This is a genomic window from Alcaligenes sp. EGD-AK7 (assembly GCF_000465875.3).
GTDB classification, from domain to species: domain Bacteria; phylum Pseudomonadota; class Gammaproteobacteria; order Burkholderiales; family Burkholderiaceae_B; genus Alcaligenes; species Alcaligenes phenolicus.
Genome location: NZ_AVOG02000034.1, coordinates 91467 through 112802 on the forward strand (window position 1 = coordinate 91467; position 21336 = coordinate 112802).

General features: G+C 57.6%; 22 protein-coding genes. 15 read left to right on the forward strand and 7 right to left on the reverse strand.

What is annotated here, in order from left to right:
* Window positions 1-317: 317 nt before the first annotated feature.
* The 4 genes from N879_RS13450 (at window position 318) to N879_RS13465 (ending at window position 4912) form a co-directional block, all read left to right on the forward strand.
* Entirely contained in the window at window positions 318-1781 is a 1464-nt protein-coding gene (locus N879_RS13450; RefSeq protein WP_009460248.1) for a DEAD/DEAH box helicase, read from the forward strand.
* A 64-nt stretch (window positions 1782-1845) separates the two neighbouring features.
* Entirely contained in the window at window positions 1846-2469 is a 624-nt protein-coding gene (locus N879_RS13455; protein ID WP_009460249.1) for a LysE family transporter, read from the forward strand.
* Window positions 2470-2566: 97 nt separating this feature from the next.
* Complete coding sequence (locus N879_RS13460) at window positions 2567-4180, forward strand: peptide chain release factor 3 (RefSeq protein WP_009460250.1); 1614 nt, start codon at window positions 2567-2569, stop codon at window positions 4178-4180.
* A 108-nt stretch (window positions 4181-4288) separates the two neighbouring features.
* Entirely contained in the window at window positions 4289-4912 is a 624-nt protein-coding gene (locus tag N879_RS13465) for a hypothetical protein (protein ID WP_009460251.1), read from the forward strand.
* Between the two features lie 135 nt (window positions 4913-5047).
* Here the strand turns inward: N879_RS13465 and bfr are convergent, their stop codons facing one another.
* From bfr to N879_RS13480, 3 genes are all read right to left on the reverse strand, one after another.
* On the reverse strand, window positions 5048-5524 hold the full coding sequence (gene bfr, locus N879_RS13470) for a bacterioferritin (RefSeq protein WP_009460252.1): 477 nt from the start codon (window positions 5522-5524) through the stop codon (window positions 5048-5050).
* Between the two features lie 270 nt (window positions 5525-5794).
* The gene (locus N879_RS13475; RefSeq protein WP_009460253.1) at window positions 5795-6064 is read right to left on the reverse strand and encodes a (2Fe-2S)-binding protein; all 270 of its coding nucleotides are present in this window, start codon (window positions 6062-6064) and stop codon (window positions 5795-5797) included.
* Window positions 6065-6195: 131 nt separating this feature from the next.
* The gene (locus N879_RS13480) at window positions 6196-7080 is read right to left on the reverse strand and encodes a LysR family transcriptional regulator (protein ID WP_009460254.1); all 885 of its coding nucleotides are present in this window, start codon (window positions 7078-7080) and stop codon (window positions 6196-6198) included.
* A 173-nt stretch (window positions 7081-7253) separates the two neighbouring features.
* On the opposite strand from N879_RS13480, the gene N879_RS13485 reads away from it, so the two are divergent.
* From N879_RS13485 to leuD, 8 genes are all read left to right on the forward strand, one after another.
* The gene (locus N879_RS13485; protein WP_009460255.1) at window positions 7254-7874 is read left to right on the forward strand and encodes an isochorismatase family protein; all 621 of its coding nucleotides are present in this window, start codon (window positions 7254-7256) and stop codon (window positions 7872-7874) included.
* 35 nt (window positions 7875-7909) lie between these two features.
* Complete coding sequence (locus tag N879_RS13490; protein ID WP_009460256.1) at window positions 7910-8911, forward strand: TRAP transporter substrate-binding protein; 1002 nt, start codon at window positions 7910-7912, stop codon at window positions 8909-8911.
* A 58-nt stretch (window positions 8912-8969) separates the two neighbouring features.
* Window positions 8970-9488 carry a TRAP transporter small permease gene (locus tag N879_RS13495; protein ID WP_009460257.1) on the forward strand — a complete coding sequence of 173 codons (519 nt, stop codon included), beginning with the start codon at window positions 8970-8972 and terminating at the stop codon, window positions 9486-9488.
* Window position 9489: 1 nt separating this feature from the next.
* Entirely contained in the window at window positions 9490-10788 is a 1299-nt protein-coding gene (locus N879_RS13500; protein ID WP_021447114.1) for a TRAP transporter large permease, read from the forward strand.
* Window positions 10789-10916: 128 nt separating this feature from the next.
* Complete coding sequence (locus tag N879_RS13505) at window positions 10917-12128, forward strand: CaiB/BaiF CoA transferase family protein (RefSeq protein WP_009460258.1); 1212 nt, start codon at window positions 10917-10919, stop codon at window positions 12126-12128.
* A complete protein-coding gene (locus N879_RS13510) occupies window positions 12125-13030 on the forward strand; it encodes a hydroxymethylglutaryl-CoA lyase (protein WP_021447115.1) in 906 nt (301 codons plus the stop codon). Before N879_RS13505 ends, N879_RS13510 begins: the two co-directional genes overlap by 4 nt.
* Window positions 13027-14439 (forward strand): 3-isopropylmalate dehydratase large subunit, encoded by a 1413-nt coding sequence (leuC, locus tag N879_RS13515; protein ID WP_009460260.1) that lies wholly within the window; start codon window positions 13027-13029, stop codon window positions 14437-14439. The genes N879_RS13510 and leuC overlap by 4 nt, the downstream gene beginning before the upstream one ends.
* On the forward strand, window positions 14436-15074 hold the full coding sequence (leuD, locus tag N879_RS13520) for a 3-isopropylmalate dehydratase small subunit (RefSeq protein WP_009460261.1): 639 nt from the start codon (window positions 14436-14438) through the stop codon (window positions 15072-15074). Before leuC ends, leuD begins: the two co-directional genes overlap by 4 nt.
* 147 nt (window positions 15075-15221) lie before the next feature.
* On the opposite strand, the gene rpoN is transcribed toward leuD, so the two are convergent.
* Window positions 15222-16607 carry an RNA polymerase factor sigma-54 gene (gene rpoN / locus N879_RS13525; RefSeq protein ID WP_009460262.1) on the reverse strand — a complete coding sequence of 462 codons (1386 nt, stop codon included), beginning with the start codon at window positions 16605-16607 and terminating at the stop codon, window positions 15222-15224.
* 16 nt (window positions 16608-16623) lie between these two features.
* On the opposite strand from rpoN, the gene N879_RS13530 reads away from it, so the two are divergent.
* The 3 genes from N879_RS13530 (at window position 16624) to leuA (ending at window position 19203) form a co-directional block, all read left to right on the forward strand.
* Window positions 16624-17178, forward strand: a complete 555-nt coding sequence (locus N879_RS13530; protein WP_009460264.1) for a hypothetical protein — start codon at window positions 16624-16626, stop codon at window positions 17176-17178.
* A gap of 39 nt (window positions 17179-17217) precedes the next feature.
* Window positions 17218-17370: a hypothetical protein gene (locus N879_RS20580; RefSeq protein ID WP_155624357.1), complete on the forward strand. Its 153-nt coding sequence runs from the start codon at window positions 17218-17220 to the stop codon at window positions 17368-17370.
* 138 nt (window positions 17371-17508) lie between these two features.
* Window positions 17509-19203: a 2-isopropylmalate synthase gene (gene leuA / locus N879_RS13535; RefSeq protein WP_031232806.1), complete on the forward strand. Its 1695-nt coding sequence runs from the start codon at window positions 17509-17511 to the stop codon at window positions 19201-19203.
* A gap of 427 nt (window positions 19204-19630) precedes the next feature.
* Here the strand turns inward: leuA and N879_RS13540 are convergent, their stop codons facing one another.
* The 3 genes from N879_RS13540 to N879_RS13550 all read right to left on the reverse strand — a co-directional run bounded on the left by N879_RS13540 (window position 19631) and on the right by N879_RS13550 (window position 21285).
* A complete protein-coding gene (locus N879_RS13540; protein ID WP_021447116.1) occupies window positions 19631-20395 on the reverse strand; it encodes a YwqG family protein in 765 nt (254 codons plus the stop codon).
* A gap of 135 nt (window positions 20396-20530) precedes the next feature.
* A complete protein-coding gene (locus tag N879_RS13545; protein WP_009463574.1) occupies window positions 20531-20851 on the reverse strand; it encodes a hypothetical protein in 321 nt (106 codons plus the stop codon).
* 86 nt (window positions 20852-20937) lie between these two features.
* Window positions 20938-21285, reverse strand: a complete 348-nt coding sequence (locus N879_RS13550; RefSeq protein WP_009463576.1) for a DUF1840 domain-containing protein — start codon at window positions 21283-21285, stop codon at window positions 20938-20940.
* Between the last annotated feature and the right edge of the window lie 51 nt (window positions 21286-21336).

Sequence of the window (21336 nt, forward strand, 5' to 3'; positions counted from 1 at the left end):
CCGCGTACCGCAGCATAACAAGTACGTCTATGGCGGCGCTTAACAATTTCTGTCAAATCCGGCAGGGCAATCCGCCTGACCGTTTACGTTTGAAGCAGGTTGTTTTAACGCTACCGCTCAAAATGATACAAGATGGTCAATGAGGATTTTTACTAATTTCACGCTATAATGGCAGATTGCGCAGCGCACCAATCACTGCGCCTCTTGCAGCAGGCGGCGTTCTTGCCCCTGCCGTGGCATTGTCGCCATAACAAAACACCTTAGCCTGGATTGGTAGGGCCCCAAAGAGGGCTTTTGGGCTAGTCACTGGAAAATTCTTGGACTCTCAAATCACTTTTGCCTCTCTTGAGCTGGCAGAACCTCTGTTGCGTGCTGTAACCGACGCAGGCTATACCCACCCCACCCCTATTCAAGCCCAGGCCATCCCCAAGGTCATTGAAGGTGGCGACCTGTTGGCTGCCGCTCAAACCGGCACCGGCAAGACCGCAGGCTTTACCCTGCCTATCTTGCACCGTCTGCTGAACAACCCTCAGCAAAACCGTAAACCAGGCCGCCCACGTGCGCTGATCCTGGCCCCTACCCGTGAACTGGCCGCCCAGGTTGAAGAATCGGTACGTTTGTACAGCCAGCACACCCGTCTGCGCTCGATGGTCATGTTTGGTGGCGTGAACATCAACCCCCAGTTCCATGCGCTGCGCAAGCCCCTGGACATTCTGGTAGCCACTCCTGGCCGTTTGCTGGACCACGTGCGTCAACGCACCGTGGACCTGACCGGCGTGGAAATCCTGGTGCTGGACGAAGCCGACCGCATGCTGGACATGGGCTTTATCCGCGACATTCGCAAGATCATCAGCCTGATGCCGGTTGATCGCCAGACTCTGCTGTTCTCGGCGACTTTCTCGGACGAAATCCGTGAACTGGCCCGTGGTTCGCTGAACAACCCTGACGAAGTGGCCGTTGCTGCCCGCAACACCACCAACGAACTGATTACCCAGCAAGTGATTCTGGCTGACCAGGCACACAAGCGTGATCTGCTGAGCCACATCATTCGCGAAAGCGGCTGGAACCAGGTTCTGGTGTTCTGCCGCACCAAGCACGGTGCCAACCGTTTGGCCGAAAAACTGTCCAAGGACGGTATGGCCGCTGAAGCACTGCACGGCAACAAGAGCCAGGCGGCTCGTACCCGTGCGCTGGCCGGCTTCAAGAACGGCAAGGTTGTGGTACTGGTTGCCACCGACATCGCCGCACGTGGTCTGGACATTGATCAACTGCCTTACGTGGTCAACTTCGAACTGCCTAACGTTCCTGAAGACTACGTTCACCGCATTGGCCGTACTGGCCGTGCCGGTAGCGAAGGCGTGGCTCTGTCGCTGGTGGATCGCAGCGAAATGCGTTTACTCAAGCAGATCGAGCGCATGACCCGCAATCCTATCGAACGCATCGTGGTGGAAGGCTGGACGCCTCCTTCGCGCGCCGCTCTGGCTGAAGAAGCCAAGGAAGACACCTACGCAGAGCGCCGCTTCAACAGCGCTCCTGGCGCTCGTGCTCCTGGTGCCCGTCGCCCTAACGGTGGTGGTCAAGGTCGCTCCGCTGAAGGCCGTGGTGGCAATGGCGAAAGCCGTCCGCGCCGTCCTGGCAACGACAACCGCCCACGTCGCAGCGCCGCTCCTGGCGGTGCAGGCGGTGGCGCAGCCCGTGCTGGCCAAGGTCGCCCCGGTGGCCGTCAAGACAGCCGCGGCCCGAACCGCAGCAACCGCAGTTCCGCACAAGCCAAAGCCTAAACCCTGCAAAGGGACTGTGCCTGCCAAAGGCGGGCACAGCGCCCGCCTTTGAACCGAGCACACCATGGCACTGAGCACCTGGCTCGCCTTTTTTGCGGCTTCCTGGGTTATTTCGTTTTCACCTGGCCCAGGTGCGATTTCCTCCATGTCCTCCGGCCTGAAATACGGCTTCAAGCGTGGCTACTGGATGGCGATAGGCCTGAATATCGGGATCATGATCCAGATATTCATCATCAGCCTGGGATTGGGCCAAGTCCTGGCGCGCTCGGAACTGGCGTTCACCACGCTTAAATGGTTGGGTGCCGCCTACCTGATTTATCTGGGCTGGAAGCAATTGCGCACCGACGCCATGCCGGTGCAGGTCACAGGTCAGGAACCCAGCGACTTTCGTATTCGCGATTTGTTGATACGGGGTTGCCTGATCAATATCACCAACCCCAAGGGTCTGGTATTTTTGCTGGCCATCATGCCCCAGTTTCTGGACTTGAATCGGCCCATGCCGCTGCAATACCTGCTGATCGCCATGACCCTGTGCTTTACGGATCTGGTGGCCATGGGTTGCTACACGTCGCTGGCCGCTCGCATGTTGCATTTGCTGCGTCAGGCCAGCCATGTCCGGCTGCTGAACCGCGTGTTCGGTTCGCTATTTATTCTGGCAGGGACGGTATTGGCCAGCGTGTCGCGTTAGCCTTGTGCACGCATCAGCTTGCCCCCAAGCTCTGCTTTACGGATAATTCGCTCACTGTTTTCCACGCGCCAGACTGGCGCTGCCACAAGGATTTTCAATGTCGTCCGGTGACATACGCTCTGAAGTCAAGAAACGCCGCACCTTTGCCATTATTTCTCACCCTGACGCGGGTAAGACCACACTGACAGAAAAACTGCTGTTGTTCGCGGGTGCGATTCAGATTGCAGGTAGCGTCAAGGCCCGTAAAGCCAGCCGTCACGCCTCCTCGGACTGGATGGAAATTGAAAAGCAACGTGGTATTTCGGTGGCCTCCTCGGTCATGCAGATGGAATACCGCGACTGCGTGATCAACTTGCTGGACACCCCCGGTCACCAGGACTTCTCCGAAGACACCTACCGTGTGCTGACCGCCGTGGACGCCGCCTTGATGGTGATTGACGCGGCCAACGGTGTGGAACCGCAAACCATTCGCCTCTTGCAAGTGTGCCGGGCCCGCAATACGCCCATCATCACTTTCGTGAACAAGCTGGACCGCGAAGTTCAAGAGCCGCTGGATGTGCTGTCGGAAATCGAATCGCACCTGGGCATGGAAGTGGTGCCGTTTTCCTGGCCTATCGGGATGGCACGTCGCTTTGGCGGTGTGTTCAATCTGCGCGCCAATCATATGCGTGTGTTCAAGCCCGGTCAGGAACGTCATGGCGAGGATGAAATCATCCCTGGCCTGGACAACCCTGTGATTGCCGAACGCTTTGGCGAGCCCTTTGCAAAGGCTCAGGAAGAAATCGAGCTGCTCAATGCTGCAGCCCCCGAATTCGATCTGGACCTGTTCCTGGCTGGCAAGCAAACCCCCGTTTTCTTTGGCTCGGCCATCAACAACTTTGGTGTGCAGGAAGTGCTGGACGCACTGGTTGATCTGGCTCCTTCTCCTGGCCCACGCGCTGCCTTGCAGCGTGAAGTGCAGCCGGACGAGCCCAAGTTCAGTGGTGTGGTGTTCAAGGTGCAAGCCAATATGGACCCCGCCCACCGTGACCGCGTGGCCTTTGTGCGCGTCAGCTCCGGCCATTTCAAGCGCGGGATGAAACTGAAAGTGTCTCGTACCGGCAAGGAAATTCGCCCCAATAACGTGGTGTCCTTCCTGTCACAACGCCGTGAACTGCTGGATGATGCCTTTGCTGGCGACATTATCGGTGTGCCCAACCACGGCATCCTGCAATTGGGCGACGTGCTGACCGAAGGCGAAAACCTGCAATTTACCGGGCTGCCTTTCTTCGCCCCCGAACTGTTCCAGTCCATTGAGGTCAAAGACCCATTGCGCACCAAGCAATTGCGTACCGGCCTGACCCAGCTGGGTGAAGAGGGTGCCATTCAGGTGTTCCGTCCCCATATGGCAGGCGGCATGATGCTGCTAGGCGCGGTTGGACAACTGCAGTTTGAAGTGGTGGCCCACCGCCTGAAAACGGAGTACGGTGTGGAAGCGCGCCTGTCGTCCAGCCGCTTCAATATGGCTCGCTGGGTAACAGCCAAAGACCCCAAGGACATGAAGAAGTTTATCGAGACCAACGCGGGCAATATTGCTTATGACGTGGTCGAGGCCACTGCCTTTTTAGCAAGCTCGCCTGCGCAGTTGCGCGTGGCTCAGGAGCTGAATCCGGGCATTGAATTCCACGCATTACGTGAACATGGTGGACACGTTTTCGGGGATGCCGTCTAATTCTGTCACAAGAGCAGGGCCGACATTTCGCTACAATGACGGCTCTTTTCTTTTAATTACGCGCATCCGGCCGACCGGATTGCCCCTGATTCAACCGAGACATCGCTTATGCCCTGGCGTTTTATCATTGCTGTCTTGCTGCTGGCCGCAGGTGCTTCAGTGTGGGGCGGCCTGGAACTGGGGAACTGGCTAATCGCGCACGGCCCTGAAAAGTCCATGGCGGTCAGCACCCCCGACCCGTCAGACTTGCCTACGCTTGATGCCGATGGCAAACCCTTTACCGCGCAACCGCCGCAGCCTTTACCCAATGGTCGCCTGGGAGTACCGCAAGCACCCACACCGATCGCTTGGGAAATTGACACGTCTACGCTGACGGAAGAAAAGCCACCTATTGCCTTGGCCACCACGTCCATTTCGCTGGAACAGGCCATTCAAATTGCCATGACCGAGCAGAACCGGGAGTTGCAAGGGATTGCTCGTGTAAACCTGGGTGGCTCCGAGCCTATCCAGCCGGTAGATGTAGGCACGCCCCCACCACCGCCACCACAGGATATTCAAGTGGCCGGCAACAATAACGGTGCCTGGCAGGCACAACTGCAGCAAGAGTTGAATGCCTGTAGCCAAAAAGGCTTTTTCGATCGCCCAAGTTGTTCCTGGGATGCTCGCAACAAGTACTGCGGTCCGAACAATGCCTGGGGCAAGGTGCCTGGCTGCCCAAGCAAGTCCTTCTAAGCTGTCTGTAGTCGCTTCCCAGGCTACGCTGCCTTTGCAATTGAAGGCTTCGTTTCCAGAGCAGGAAGCTGCCAAGGACAATAAAAAAGCACCCGTTAGTAACGGGTGCTTTTTTTGGTCTGACCAAACAAAGACTTATTCGTGGTCGCCCATCTGCGATTGCAGGTAGTTTTGCAGGCCCACTTTTTCGATCAGCTCCAGCTGTGTACCCAGCCAATCGATGTGCTCTTCGGTGTCGTCCAGAATCTTCAAGAACAAATCACGCGACACGTAGTCGCGGGTGGACTCACAGTACTCGATAGCCTCTACCACGGTCTGACGGGCAGCCTGTTCCAGCTTCAGGTCACAGCCCAGCAGTTCAGGCACGTTCTCACCGATCATGATCTTGTGCATGTCCTGCAGGTTGGGCAGGCCGTCCAGCATGAAGATACGTTCGATCAGCATATCGGCGTGCTTCATCTCGCCGATGGACTCGTCATACTCGTGTTTGCCCAGCTTGTTAAAGCCCCAATGGTTCAACATGCGAGCGTGCAAGAAGTATTGATTGATTGCTGTTAGTTCGTTCTTTAGCTGCTTGTTCAGATGCTGAATTACCACTTTATCGCCAAACATGCTGTTCTCCTGTAAATCTGACGGCGCTCCCCCCAAGGAGCCGCCGAGCCCCCACAAATGCTGCTCACGCCACAGATCGCACTCAGGCGCGATGCAGGCAAAAACACAATGGGGGATGAATGTGACAGGCTACCATGCACGCATGTGCCATGGCTTAAAAAACAGCTAAACACCCAGAAAGCGTTGCACTTTTGGGTTAGTAACAGGACCAATAACAATCATTCCCACTAACAATAGCGGGAATGGAAAATCCTGATCAAAAACACGCGCTTAGGCGCGACAAACAAGACGGCCGAACTCAGGGGCAGGGATCAGGCTGTCGTTGGCAGCGTAATCCACCCGGGCGGTTTCAAGACTGGCAATCATGGTCTGATTGGCATAGCGTCCGCCGGGCAAATAGTCCTGAGCCGTCTCCGCGCAACAGCCACAGCAAGACGCCACGCCAAGCTGACCTTGCAGGTCTGCCAGGCTGGAAGCGCCGCCACGTACTGCTTCTTGTACTTGACGCTCGGTGATCGCGTTACATATGCAGATAAACATGAGAACTATTATTATCAAGAAACCTGAAAATATCAAGAGTCATTCTCATTAAGAACTGTCTTTCCTCGATATAGCCCTAGGAATGGCTTGCAGCCTGCCCTTGCGGTCTTGGCCTGAAAACGACAGTCGCATCAATTCTGCAATAGATGGTCCATCAACAAGCGCGCGGCGGGCGACAAGCTATAGCGGCTACGCACGCACAAGGCCACGCGACGTGAGGTCCAGGGCTCCTTGATCACGCACAAGGCCAGGCCCAGGCTTTGTACATAGGACTCGGCCACAGAACGCGGCAACATGCCAATTCCAAGCCCCGCCTCAATCATGCGGCACTGGGCATCGTAACTGGTCACCTGCACGCGGCAACGCCAGGTGCGCTCCAGTTCGCTGGCGGCACGTAACAGCAGCAAATTGGGGTGACTGCCAGTGTGCATCCCCACATAGTCGAAATCCAGCGTGTCGGCAAAGGCCAACTCCCCCCGTCCTGCCAAAGGATGGGTAGCAGGCACCAGCAACACCAGCTCGTCCTGGCGATAGTCGTAGTACTCCACCTCGGCACTGCCTACGCCTCGAATCAGTACTCCCAGATCAGCATTATTATCGGCCACCGCCTGGGCGACTCCCGCACTGATACGTTCCTCCAGCGACACCCGCACTTTGGGATGCCGCGCCATAAAGGAGCTCAAAGCCTGCGGCAAAAACTGCGTGATGGACGACAGGTTGGCCGCAATCCGCACGTGCCCGGTAGCCCCGCCGGCAAAGTCGCGCATCAGCGCGCCCATGGCATCCATATCGTCCAGCAGGCGCTGGGACATGGCCGCCAATGATTTGCCCGCTGCCGTCGGATACACACCCTTGTTGCTGCGCTCAATCAGGGCTGCGCCCAGTTGCTGCTCCAGATCGCTCAGGCGCTTGCTGACCGCGGCAGGCGCAATATGAAACTGCTCGGCCGCCCCCGAGATGGTGCCGCGTTCCAGCACCAATAAAAACAGCCGTAAAGATTTGGGATCGATGTTCATAAGCCAGTATTCCATCCTAGGAAGGGCGGGTCGACAAGCACTCTGCCATCATCAATTGCGATAGCACCATCGCAATTTGACGCTGTACTCACGTCATTAGCGATGACAGACTACGCACATAATACGGAACCTGATTATTTAAGTCAGGAATAGAGAGTGAGGGGAGAAACAAGATGCGCGACAGCGACAATCTGAAAGGGGGCTTTGACGGCACCCTGCCCATGGGGCAACAGCCGGCTTTGGTCGTTATCGATTTTCAACGCGGCTTTACCGAGCCTGGCTTGACGCCACTGGCCTCGAACTGCGACAGCCAGATCGAACAAACCAACACCCTGATTCGCGCCATGCGTGGCAAGGGTCGCGTTATTTTCACCATCATCGGCTACGAAGCCCATCTGGCCGACGCCAATCTGTGGCTGACCAAGGCCTCGTCCTTGCGCTGCCTGCTGCGTGGTTCGACTGCCTGTGAGCTGGACCCACGGCTGGACTACGACCCCGAACAAGACATCATCCTGTACAAGACCCAGGCTTCCGCCTTTTACGGCACGCCGCTGCCCGCCTTGCTGGCCCATCAGGGCTGCGACATGCTGATTGTGGCCGGTGCCACCACCAGCGGTTGCGTGCGTGCCAGCGTGGTGGACAGCTTGCAGTCGGGATTTGCCCCGTTCGTGGCTGAAGATGCGGTGGCTGACCGCTCGGCAGCCCAACATCGCAGCAATCTGATCGATATGGCCAGCAAGTACGCCGAAGTCCTGCCCTCGGCAGACTTGATCGCTCATCTACACACGCTTTAAACGCGCAACAAAAAAAGAAACCACAGGAGACTCTCATGAAAAAAGCCCTGACAGCGGCGATGGCCGCCTGCACCCTGGCGCTGGGCATCTCGCCCGCCCAAGCCCAAGAAGTTGAGCTGACTTTCTCAACCTATTTGCCCCCGGCCTACGAATACGCCTGGAAACCCATCGAGAACTTCGTTCAGACCGTGGAAAAAGAAAGCCAGGGTCGCATCAAGATCAACGTGTTCCACTCCGGTCAGCTGTTCGATGGCTACGAGGAGCTGCCAGCCTTGTCGCGCGGTGACGTGGATATCGTCAACATGACCAGCACGTACCCCAGCGGCACCGTGCCAGCGCTGAACATCTTTACCCTGCCATTCCTGTTTGACAGCACGGCCCACCTGAAGCGTGCCCTGGATCAAGGTCTGTTCAAGCTGGGTGCCGAGCAGGAACTGCGTGACACCCACGATGCCGTGGTGCTGGGCCTGGCCCCTTGGGACCCGTACGAGTTTTACAGCCGCAAGGCACCGATCAACTCGGCCGCGGACATCAAGGGCAAAGTCTGGGCATCGACCAGCTCCATGGACGCACGCGCCCTGCAACTGCTGGGGGGCTCACCTACCGGCATGCCGTCTTCCGAGCTGTACCTGGCCTTTGACCGTGGCGTGATCGACGCCACCCCACGTCCCTTGCTAACCGGCATTGGCCGCAACCTGTATGAAGTGGCCAAGTACCTGTCCATCGCCAACTTCGGTATCGATGTGTCCGTGCTGACCATCAACCGCAAAAAGTGGGAATCCCTGCCACCTGATCTGCAAGAAATCATCAGCAAGGCCGCCCACCAGCGCGACGAAGAACAGTTTGAGCGCGTGAACGCCTTTGTAGGCCAGGCCCTGCAACGCTACGAGCAAGCCGGTGTGACCATCAATCGTGTTGAGCCCGCTCAACTGGCCGAAATGCGTCAGCAAACCCAAGCCGCCATTGATGAATGGAGCAAGCAGGTTGAAAACGGTCCCGCTTATCTGGAACTGATCGAAAAAACCCGCCAGCCCTGATCACGCGTGACTGCGCGCCGGACCACCAGCCGGCGCGCATCCCTCGTGTGGAGACACCATGAATCCACTTATTCATTTTCTGGGCGCATTTGCGCGCGGTAGCAACCGGCTCGCCATTCTGGTGGCCGAAGTTGCACTGGCCGCTCTGATGATTGCCTGCACCTACGGCGTCATTGCACGCTACGTCTTTAATAGCCCCAGCATCTACATCACCGAAGTGTGCGTGTACTTGCTGCTGGTCTGCTCCTGGCTGTCCATCGGCTGGGTTCACCTGGAAAACCGCCACGTCAGCGTGGAAGCCTTCCACATGCGCTTCTCGCCACGCGGCCAGCGCCTGGCCACCTGCATTTCGCAGCTGTGCATCTTGTTCTTCTGCCTGGTGCTGCTGTGGGCCGGTATTTCCGTGGTGGAAACCGCGATTTCCCGTAACTACCGCTCGGCCTCCATGCTGCGTTTCCCCCTGTGGATTGCCTACGGCATGATCCCATTGGGTGGCACCTTGCTGGGCCTGGCTGCTCTGCGCCAGCTGTTCATCCCGAACAGTGTGGAATCCAACGACAGCATCAAGGAGTTCTGACATGGATTCCATGCTCATTTTCAGCCTGATGATGGCCTGCTTTGCCATCCTGATGGTTATCGGCACCCCCATTTTTGCCGCACTGGGTGTCGCCAGTGTTTCCGGCATTCTGATGAAATCCGGCCTGGGCGGCCTGGACGTCATTCCCGCCACCTTGCACCGCGGCATGGCCAGCTATTCCCTGATCGCCATTCCGCTGTTCATTCTGATGGGTGAGGTCATCGCCCGCACCAGTATCGGCGGCAAGTTGTATCAGCTGTTCTATCTGTGGCTGAACCGCCTGCCCGGTGGTTTGGCTGTAGCCAGTGTGGGCAGCTCGGCCGTTTTCGGTGCCATGAGCGGGGTCAGCGTGGCGGGTGCCGCCACGATTGGTCGCTTTGCCATTCCAGAAATGCTCAAGCGTGGTTACTCGCCCAGCCTGTCTGGCGGCACGATTGCTGCGGCCGGTGCCCTGGCTTTGCTGATTCCACCCAGCATTGGCTTTGTGCTGTATGGCGAAATGGCTGACCAATCCATCGGCAAGCTGTTCATTGGTGCCTTGCTACCCGCCTTGATGGTCACCGTCATGATGGTGATCTATGTCGCTCTGGTTGCGATATTCAAACCAAAGTCCGCACCGCGCAATTCGGAAGTCGTTACCTGGGCACAGAAACTGGCCGCCCTGAAAGACATCTGGGCCGCTTCCTTGCTGATTCTGCTGGTGCTGGGCACGATCTATCTGGGTATTGCTACTCCGACAGAAGCGGCCGGCATTGGTGCTGCAGGGGCATTCATCATTGCCATTGCCTACAAGGAAATGAACTGGCGCACGGCTTTGCAGATCCTGCGCTCCACCGCCGTCACCAGTGGCATGATTTTGCTGATTCTGGCCGCCGCGCTGCTGTTTGGCTACATCATGACGCGTCTGATGATTCCGCAAAAGCTGGTCACGCTGATTACGGCTTCGTCTCAACCGGCGTGGGTCATTCTGATATTCGTTCTACTATTTCTTATTGTGATCGGCATGTTCCTGGATATTGTTTCTCTTATCCTGATCACCACACCTGTTTTACTGCCTGTTATTGTGGCGCTGGGCTACGATCCATTATGGTTTGGCATTGTGATGATTATTGCCTGCGAAATGGCCGTCATTACGCCGCCGGTGGGTTTGAACCTGTATGTGATCAAGGGCATTGCCCCACAAATATCGCTACAGCAGATTACACGCGGGGCTCTGCCCTTTGTGGCACTGGAAATTTTGGCGATTGTGATTTTGACAATCTTCCCCGAAATCATTCTTTGGTTACCCAGAACGCTTTAAAAAATAAAACCCGCTTCATGCGGGTTTTTTTTATTTTCCATCCACGCTTTTTACGATGGCAGCATAATATTTGATTGCTTTTCTACTTTCTTTTTCTATCCCAGAATCAATAACTGGAGGAAACAGAAATGGATAAGAACAGCTTTACCGAACCCCCGCTCAAAGGCATCAAAGTCCTGGAGCTGGGTTCCTTGATTGCCGGCCCCTATGCCGGTAGCCTGCTAGCCCAATTCGGGGCCGATGTCATCAAGATCGAACCGCCTGGCAAGGGCGACCCGCTACGCCGCTGGCGGCAGTTGCACAAGGACACCTCCCTGTGGTGGCGCGTACAAAGTCGCAACAAGCGCTCCATTGCGCTGGATCTGCGCCAGCCCGAGGGCCAGGAAATTGCCCGTGAACTGGCCTTGCAAAGCGACATCGTCATTGAAAATTTCCGCCCCGGCGTGCTGGAACGCTGGGGCCTGGGCTGGGAAACGCTGCACGCACTGAACCCACGCCTGATCATGGTGCGCGTCTCCGGTTATGGACAGGACGGCCCCTATCACCGTCGCCCCGGCTTTGCCGCCATCGCGGAATGTATGGGTGGCCTGCGTTATGGCACCGGCTATCCGGATAGGCCCCCTGTACGAGCCGGTGTCAGCCTGGGCGATACGCTGGCTTCGCTGTACGGCACGATTGGCGCGCTGCTGGCCATGCACCATCTACGTCAGGAAGGCGGGCAGGGGCAGATGATTGATGTGGCCTTGTATGAATCTGTCTTTGCCATCATGGAAAGCCTGATTCCAGACTATCAACTGAACGGTCATCAGCGCGAACGTACCGGGGCCAGCCTGCCCGGCATCTCCCCCTCCAACACCTATCCCACCGGCGACGGCAAATGGGTAGTGATTGCCGCCAATAGTGACGCCATTTTCATCCGTCTGATGCAGGCCATGAACCGTCCTGATCTGGCCAGCGATCCGCACCTGTCCGACAACGCCGGACGGGTGGAACACAGCGCCATGCTGGACCAGACGATTGGCGACTGGACAGGGGCCCGCAGCCTGGAAGAGGTGTTGAGCGTGCTGGATCAGGCTGAAGTCCCCAGCGGCAGCATCTACACCGCCGCCGACATTCTTGATGACCCGCATTACCAGGCCCGCGGCATGCTGGAGAAACACACCTTGGAGGACGGCCAGGAACTGACCATACCCGGCATCGTCCCCAAGCTAAGCCGCAGTCCCGGTGCCACCCAATGGTTGGGGCCGGAGTTGGGTGAACACACAGACAGCATCCTGCAAGAACTGGGCATGAGCCCGGAGCGCCGCCAAGCTCTGCGTGAACAAGGAATCGTGGAATGAGTACCGTGTTATTAACTGATGTCACCTTGCGTGACGGCCTGCAAATTGTGCCACGCTGGGTGCCTACGCCGGACAAGCTGCGTATCGCGCAAGCACTGCCTCGATGCGGCGTGCGCAAGATAGAGCTGACGTCCTTTACCTCGCCCAAAGCCATCCCATCCCTGGCGGATGCCGACGAGCTGGCTAGCCTGACCGCGCGCGCGCCCCAAGTCTGCTACACCGCCCTGGTTCCCAATCTGCGCGGTGCACAGCGTGCTTTAGCGGCCAATATGGACGAGCTGAACTTTGTATTTTCGGCCTCTGAAGCGCATAACCTGGCCAATCTGCGCATGAACATTGCGCAATCACTGGCCCAGCTGGAGCAAGTGCTGGAAGCGGCGGGCAAAACGCCAGTCAACGTGTCCCTGTCCACCGCTTTTGGCTGCCCCTTTACCGGCGCCGTCGCCCCCGCGCACGTGATTGCACTGATGCAACAAGTGCAACGCATGGGAGCCAGCTCCGTCAGCCTGTGCGATACCACCGGCATGGGCTCGCCCGCCGATGTGGAACGTCTGACCCAGGCTGCCTTGAGCTTGTATGGTGAACAAGGCGTCACCGCCCATTTCCATGACACCCGCGGGCTGGCCCTGGCCAATGCCTGGGCCGCGTATCGCGAAGGAGGGCGTCGGTTTGACGCAGCCTTGGCCGGTTTGGGCGGTTGCCCTTACGCCCCCGGTGCCAGCGGCAATGCCAGCCTGGAAGATCTGGCCCATATGTTCCAAATCAGCGGTGTGGAAACAGGCTTGAGTCTGGAAGCGCTCCAGCCCTTGGCCGAAGAAATCGCAGCCCTGACGCAAGAGCCCGTTCAAAGTCGCCTGCACAAAGCAGGACCAGCCTACGCCTTGAAGGTGTGCCAACCATGAGCACGGCCCGCACCCTTTTTCAAAAGCTCTGGGATGCACATCGCGTTGCGACGGTAGACGATGAGCATGATCTGATCTACATAGACCGCCAGTTATTGTACGAAGTCACCAGTCCGCAAGCCTTCGAGAGTTTGCGCTTGGCCGGACGCCAAGTGCGTCGCCCGGAAACTGCGCTGACCACGGTGGACCACAACGTGCCCACGCACCGCCGCAATCAGCGTCTGGAAGACCCGTTGGCGCAGGCACAGATCGACCAGATGGAGATCAATAGCCGGGAGTTTGGCCTGCGCTACTTTGGCCTGGATGACGAGCGCCAGGGCATCATCCACGTGATCGGACCCGAGCAGGGCATGACCTTGCCCGGCTCCAGCATCGTGGCAGGAGATTCCCATACCAGCACGCATGGTGCGTTTGCGGCCTTGGCCTTTGGCATTGGCACCTCCGAAGTGGAGCATGTTCTGGCCACGCAATGCTTGGCCGCAAAACGCATGCGCAGCCTGCAGGTCGATGTGCAAGGTGAATTGCCTGCCACCAGCACCGCCAAGGATCTGGTCCTGCACATCATTGCCCGCATGGGTGCGGATGGAGGACGGGACTGTGCCATCGAATTTACCGGCCCCGCCATCCGTGCCTTGTCCATGGAAGGGCGCATGACCTTGTGCAATATGGCGATCGAAGCGGGGGCCCGTATTGGTCTGGTCGCTGTGGACGACAAGACCCTGGACTATGTGCGCGGCCGCCCCTTGGCACCAAAAGGAGAGGCATGGGACAAGGCAGAGCAGTACTGGCGCACGCTGATCAGCGATGAAGGCTGCCAATACGATCAGCATTTGCTGATCGACGCCACGCAGGTTGCCCCCACAGTCACTTGGGGCACATCGCCCGATATGGCGGCGGCCATCGACCAGCTTGTACCTGATCCATTAGCCGCTGCCACGGGCAAACAAGCTGATGCCCAACGCGCCTTGAACTATATGGCTTTGCAGGCCGGGCAGCCGTTGGCAGGCATCACCATAGACCGGGTGTTCATCGGTTCCTGTACCAATGCGCGTATTGAGGACCTGCGCAGCGCCGCTGCCATGGTCAAAGGCAAACGCGTAGCCAGCACAGTGCTGCAAGCTTTGGTCGTACCCGGCTCGGGTCTGGTACGCCGTCAGGCCGAGCAGGAAGGCCTGGACCAGATATTCACGCAAGCCGGCTTTGAATGGCGCGAGCCGGGCTGCTCCATGTGCCTGGGCATGAACGAAGACCGCCTGAACCCGGGCGAGCGCTGCGCCTCCACTTCCAACCGCAATTTCGAAGGCCGGCAGGGCGCCTTGGGACGTACACACCTGATGAGCCCCGCCATGGCTGCTGCCGCTGCAATTGCGGGCCATCTTGTCGATATCCGTAACTGGGACGCCGCATGAACACACCTTTTACTTCCGTGCGCTCGCGCCTGATTGCGCTGGACCGTGCCAATGTAGACACCGACGCTATCTTGCCCAAGCAGTACATGACATCCTTGTCGCGCACTGGCTTTGGTCAATATGCCTTCGACAACTGGCGGTACACGGACATTGGCTACCCCGGCAAACCACTGGACGAGCGTGAACCCATCAACAGTTTTTGCCTTCATCAACCGCATGCACAAGGAGCCCGGATTCTGCTGGGACGCGAGAACTTTGGCTGCGGGTCCAGCCGTGAACACGCCGTCTGGGCACTGAAGGATTTGGGTATTTCAGTGCTGATCGCCACTTCATTTGCAGACATCTTTCGCAATAACTGCTTTAAAAACGGTCTGTTGCCATTACAACTCAACACCGACCAGGTAGATGCCCTGTTTGTCACCGCCACCACTCATCCCTGGGCTGAATGGATGGTCGATCTGGAGGCGGGCATGTTGATCGGCCCCGATCAGCACATTCACTTCCAGATAGAACCGGAACGCCGACGCCGTTTGCTGCTAGCGCTGGATGACGTCAGCGTGACGGAGCAAAAGCTGGAAACTATTCGGGCTTACGAACAGCAGCGCAAGAAGCAGGAGCCTTGGCTATTTAATTGAGCGGAGCAGATGGCTGCAAAGGAGGGCTTTTGCAGGGCATGTTCATATGTGCGCGCAGGCCCTGTTTGTTTATTGTTTTGACGTCCAAGGCTGCGAGTTGCTCGGCCAGGCTCGCCAGGAACCTTTGACCTGCTGTAGCCCGTTTTCCTAGACCCCAGCCGCTGCCCGCATCTTGCGCTGGGATGCCGGTGCCAAACCTTCCGCTTCCCGATATTTAGCCACCGTACGGCGCGCCAAAGTCAGGCCCTGAGCCTGCAAGAGATCGGTAATCTGCTGATCCGACAAAGGCTTGGCTGGCGACTCGTCACGAATCATCTGTGCGATCTGTGCCCGTACCGAAGCCGCCGACAGATCAGCCTTGCCATCAGCACTGGCCAAGGCCACGGTAAAGAACTGTTTAAGCTCCATCACCCCATGCGGTGTTTGCATGTACTTTTGCCGCGTTGCACGAGAAATCGTGGACTCGTGCAAATCCAGCTCGGCTGCCAGATCGGCCAATTGCATGGGTTTGAGCGCCGACACACCTTGCGTGAAGAAGTCCTGCTGCATCTGCACAATCGCTTGAGCCACCCGCAAAATCGTCACGAAACGGCTGTTAACGCTGCGCAGCAAGCCGGTCGCTTTTTGGCGCTCTGCCAGCAAGGCAGGGTGCGCTTCAATTTCGTAATCGTGCAGATTCACCAATTGCAGGCGTGGCACAGCCAGGGGATTCAAGGCCGCCTGCCAATTGTCCTTGCCGCGAATCAACAGCACATCGGGTACCACATAAGCCGAGACGTCCTGCGTCCAGGCCCGCCCCGGCTTGGGGTCCAGCTTCAAGACCAGATGATGGGCGCGCTCGACCAGCTCGGCCGAATAGCGGCCGGCACAGCGCTGACGCAACTGACTGGGAGAGGCCAGAATTCCGACATGCTCGCGCACCAGATAGCGGGCGCAGTCGAGCAAGGCAGGTTCCAATTGCTGAGCCTGTTGCATCAGTTGCAAGTCCAGGCACTCGGCCAGATCCCGCGCACCGACACCGGCCGGGTCCAGGGACTGCACCTGGGCCAGCGCACAGCGCAAGTCACTTTCATCAATATCCAGCTCGTCGGGCAGGCAGTCCAGCACCTCTTCCAGCGAGACGGGCAGGTAGCCGTTATCGTCCAGTTCATCGATCAATAACTGCGCCAAAGCGCGGTCACGGTCGCTCAAACGCAACAGTCCCAGCTGCTCGCTTAAATAAGCAGCCAGGTCCTGGGCAATGGCCGATTCGGGAGTCCAGTCAGGGTCGTCCGAATCCCCCTGATGTTTGGGAAACTCAAGGCTCGCCCACGAGGATTCCGCCTCGCCCGAAGCGGCTTCGGGCAATGGCTCGGCGGCGACATCCGTCTGCACGTCCAGACGTTCCAGCAAGGGGTTATCCAGCAAAGCTTGAGCCAACTCCTGCTCCAGCTCGGCCCCCGATAGCTGCAACACTTTAATAGACTGTTGCAATTGCGGCGTCAAAACCAGCGTTTGCTGCTGGCGTAAATCTAGTGACTGACGCGTAAGCATAGGTACAATCGTTTCCATGAAAACTGACAACGCCCAGACACCCACCGCCAACGATAGTCAGGCTCTGCGCAGCACACTGTTCAAGCTGTGCGCCACGGCCACTATTATCTGCACCGTAGTCACTATCGTGGTCGCCATTATCTGGTGGGACCTGCTCAACCGTCTTATCAGCTTTGGGCGTGGCCTGGATTACTCCGGCCTGCAGGCCTTGAGCATTCAAAACCTGGCGCTGATCAAGCAGTACAACCCGTTTTTCTGGTGGACGGTAGTGGGCGTCATAACCCTCATTATTGCCTATCTTTTGTATGGCTTCGTACAAGGGGTCATGCGACGCAACCAGCAACGCATTATCGACGAGTCCACGGTGGCTCAACTGGCCCGATCACTCAGCCGTCCGGCCCGTGAAGTGATTTTGTGGTGCTGGCCCGACCAGCGCAGCCCGTTGACTGTGGGCGATTTACAACGAGCCCATAGCGAGTTGCGCTCCGGACGTTTTAGCAAAATCGAACTGGCCGAGCAGCAAAGCCGCCTGCTGCAAGCCGACTACGAACGTCACGAGCCACAAGCCTAAAGCTTGCCTTCCTGTTTTTTTTGTGTTTGACTAACGGTCATGACTCACGCACGCCAATTCTCCTACGCCTGCCAAGGTTTCAGCCCCGCCGCTGAAGCAGCCTTGTCGCGTTCCGTGCGTGAAGGCCGTTCTTCGGCCCCTGCCTCCAGCCTATCCCAGCTGCTACTACTAGCGTCCGGTTGCCGGGCCTAGTGTCCCGTGGCAGTTCGGCAGCCAATACTCAGCCACATCTACGTCATTTGTGCCGCCACCGGCCTACGTAAATGCTGCAATCGCTGGTGACGGCAAGAAGTAATCAACACTTTTTGTCCGACAGGTATCCCCATGGCAATGCTGAAAAACCCCTCTCAAAAGTATCGTCCTTTTGTCGCCTTTGATCGCGACTTCGCTGAACGCACCTGGCCTTCCAAGCGCATTACCAAAGCGCCTATCTGGATGAGCACGGACTTGCGTGACGGCAATCAGTCCCTGATCGAGCCCATGAACGTGGCTCGCAAACTGCGCTTTTTCGAGCAACTCGTCAAAATCGGTTTCAAGGAAATCGAGGTCGGTTTCCCATCCGCATCGCAGACCGACTTCGATTTCGTTCGCAAGCTGATCGACGAAAACCGCATTCCTGAAGATGTCACCATCATCGTCCTGACGCAGTCGCGCGAAGACCTGATCAAGCGCACGGCTGAAGCGGCTGCCGGTGCCAAACGCGCCATCATTCACTTGTACAACGCTTGTGCCCCCGCCTTTCGCAAGATTGTTTTCAACTTGAGCAAGGACGAGATCAAGGAAATTGCCTTGACCGGTACACGCTTGGTCAAGAACGAAGTGGCCAAGTATCCGCAAACCCAATGGGGTTACGAATACTCGCCCGAAGTGTTCAGCACTACCGAGCCCGAATTTGCTCTGGAGGTGTGCAACGCCGTCGTGAAAGCATGGGGCCCAGCCGCTGACGAACGTGTCATCCTGAACTTGCCCGCTACGATTGAGGCCACCACGCCCAATATGTACGCCGACCAGATCGAATGGATGCACAACAATCTGGAACAGCGCAACAACGTCACCTTGAGCGTGCACCCGCACAACGACCGTGGCACTGCGGTCGCTGCCGCTGAACTGGCTGTGATGGCTGGCGCGGACCGTATCGAAGGCTGCTTGTTCGGTAGCGGCGAGCGCACCGGCAACGTTTGCCTGGTGACCTTGGCCCTGAACTTGTACACCCAGGGCGTGGACCCTGAACTGGACTTCTCGGACATCGACGAAGTGCGTCGCACCGCCGAGTACTGCAACCAGTTGCCCGTGCACCCACGCCACCCTTACGCAGGCGACCTGGTCTTTACCGCGTTCTCCGGCTCCCACCAGGACGCCATCAAGAAAGGTTTGGCTCAACAAAAAGCCGACGAAATCTGGGAAGTCCCTTACCTGCCTATCGACCCGGCCGATCTGGGCCGCAGCTACGATGCGGTGATCCGCGTCAACAGCCAGTCGGGCAAGGGCGGTGTGTCCTACTTGCTGGAACAAGAGCACGGTCTGGTCTTGCCACGCCGCATGCAAATCGAATTCAGCCGCGCCATTCAGCGCGTCACCGACTCTTCCGGCAAGGAAGTGACGCCTGCAGATGTGTACGGCATTTTCGAATCCGAATACCTGAACTGCAAGAAGCACTACAAGCTGCTCAAGCACAACATCATCAGCCAGCCTCACGCCGACAGCGGCCAGCAATTCACGATTGAAGTGGATGTGGAGCACGACGGCCAGGTTCGCACCCTGAAGGGTTCGGGCGAAGGTGCGATCTCTGCTTTTGTGAATGCCTTGGATCTGTCTATCAAGATCATGGACTACAACGAGCACGCCATCGGTTCCGGTGCTGAAACCCGCGCTGCCGCTTACGTGGAAATGCGTATCGGCGACAGCCCATCGGGCTTTGGTGTGGGCATCCACGCCGACATCGTGACTTCCTCCTTCCTGGCGATCTTGAGTGCGGTTAACCGCCACACCATCGCCCAGCAAGAAGCTGAAGCCACCACGGCTTAATACCGTCTTCATGTCGCGACTTGGGTGGTGATCCCACCCAAGCGCCCGCCCGGTTCACCATAACCGCGCCTGACCCGCTTTCGCAGCCCGGCTTATCGTCGCTCTGCCCGCAACCCGCCCACAAGGCGGGTTTTTCGTGGGCGGGCCATTAGATTGTGGCCCCCCGCCGTAGGTAAACCGGACTGGGCCAGGTCGGACTGGACCTGGTCAGTTTGAATAGCCCGGTTGGTTCGGCTGTTCGGCTGTTCGGCTGTTCGGCTGTTCGGCTGTTCGGCTGTTCGGCTGTTCGGCTGTTCGGCTGTTCGGCTGTTCGGCTGTTCGGCTGTTCGGCACCAGAGCGTAAAACCAATGCTCGTGGCACAGTACAAATGGCTGTGCCAATATGCCTCTAAACGGCCAATCTCACCACACGGAGCTTGCCCCCTGTTTAGCCGCAATCCACTTGAAGACGGCTAAAGTCCTTGGCGCGCAGCTTGTCCTCCTCAATAAAGGCCATCAAGCGGGCACCATCCTGCCAGCACCAGTTCAACTCATCATGGGACTGCAAGGTCAGCAGTGAACGCCATGGCGACTGACTGGGATACTCGTCCTGCGTTGGCGTAGGGTCATAGCCCAGGCTGTCCCAAGAGGGGCGACCCAGCAGATAGTCGCGCGGCAAGTCGCCGCTTTCTTCCAGCTCCTCAAACCAGTCATACAGCTCGTCCATATCCACTGGCCAATCCTTGCGCAGCTCTTCATGGCGAGGAATATCAATGCAGTTTTCGAACAGCACTTCCCGACTTGCTGTACCCCAGTCATGAGGGGCCTGAAGTTCTTGAAAATCAGTGGTGTCCGGCCAGTAAAAAGCCTTCAGATAGTCCTCGTCGCGCCAGAAAATGACGTCTTCCTGATCCATACCGTAAAACAGCGACAGCAGCCCGCTCGTGGGCAAGTCCGCTGGGCGATCCGGTCCTTCCGGCAGCTCCGCAAAATTGATCTGGCCGACAAATAAATATTCACCGTCCGGATGCTCGGGCCAAGTAAAGCTTGGAGGAACCATAGGTTGGCCACCAAAGCGGCTTTGCAAAGGCTGACCCTGGTCTTTCCCCAAACGGATGGCAACCGCCGGTTGCGCCAGGTCCAGGAAATACTGTTTATGCGCTTGCAGCGCAGGCGAGGCATCAAGGTACTTTTCTAGCGTGTTCAGATCCATGGCGCTGGGAAGGAAGAAGTTGAAGATGGTGCAGGCAAGGATAAGGGTGTCACAGCACACACGGCAACCCTTGCCGAAGAATCAGAAAGAAAAAAAACCGGCCCAAGAGCCGGTTTTTGTTTGCCTTGCCGCAGATCAGTACGTGACCGCCAAACCCGGCAAATCCACAGTAACTTGCATGGAGCCCACCGCTTGCAAGCAATGGCGTGCAAATTCCTGGGCGCGCTCATCGTCTTGCGACAGCAGCGTGTAACCCAGGGCATCGGCCACGCCCATAATCTTGTCCAGCAACAGCACTTTGCCGCTGGCCCGCAGGGGTTCACAGCCAAGCTCTTGCCAGGTGCGATCAAACCAGTCACGCGATTGCTTGCCGCTGTCCGCGTCAATGGTTTGTATAGGAGTGACCAGCTCTATGTGCTGGCGAGGACTAAAGATCACAAGCACCATAGCGCTCATAGACGATCTCCGAAAAAAAATAGATCAACTTTGGAGCTTAAGCAAAGAAGGCCTGCCAAATTGTCGGCAGGCCGACATTCCAGGGACTACCAGGAGCTATCAGCCGGTTCCCACATCACCGGCACGCCAGTGTTATTCGCCTGGCGCAACATATCCAGCAAAGGATAGGCGCGTTGGCTGAAACTCACGGCCTGTGAAATCGGGTGTTCCTTTTCATCGTCTTCGTCCTCGTGGGGCGAATGCTTGTTTTCCCGGTCCTGCCCGATCGCTCGCTCAATATTGCCAATAGCTTCGGACAGTTGCTCTGCCGTGAACACGCCACGCTCGGGCAAACCATCAGGATAGGAACGCCCCGCGGCCCGGAGAATAGGCATGGCATGTTCAGAGAACATCAGAACATCGGCAGCGGCTTTGCTTTTAAAGACGACTAGCATACGGTTTCTCCTTATGGATCTTTGTGTTTCCGATTCGACTTTCAGGATACA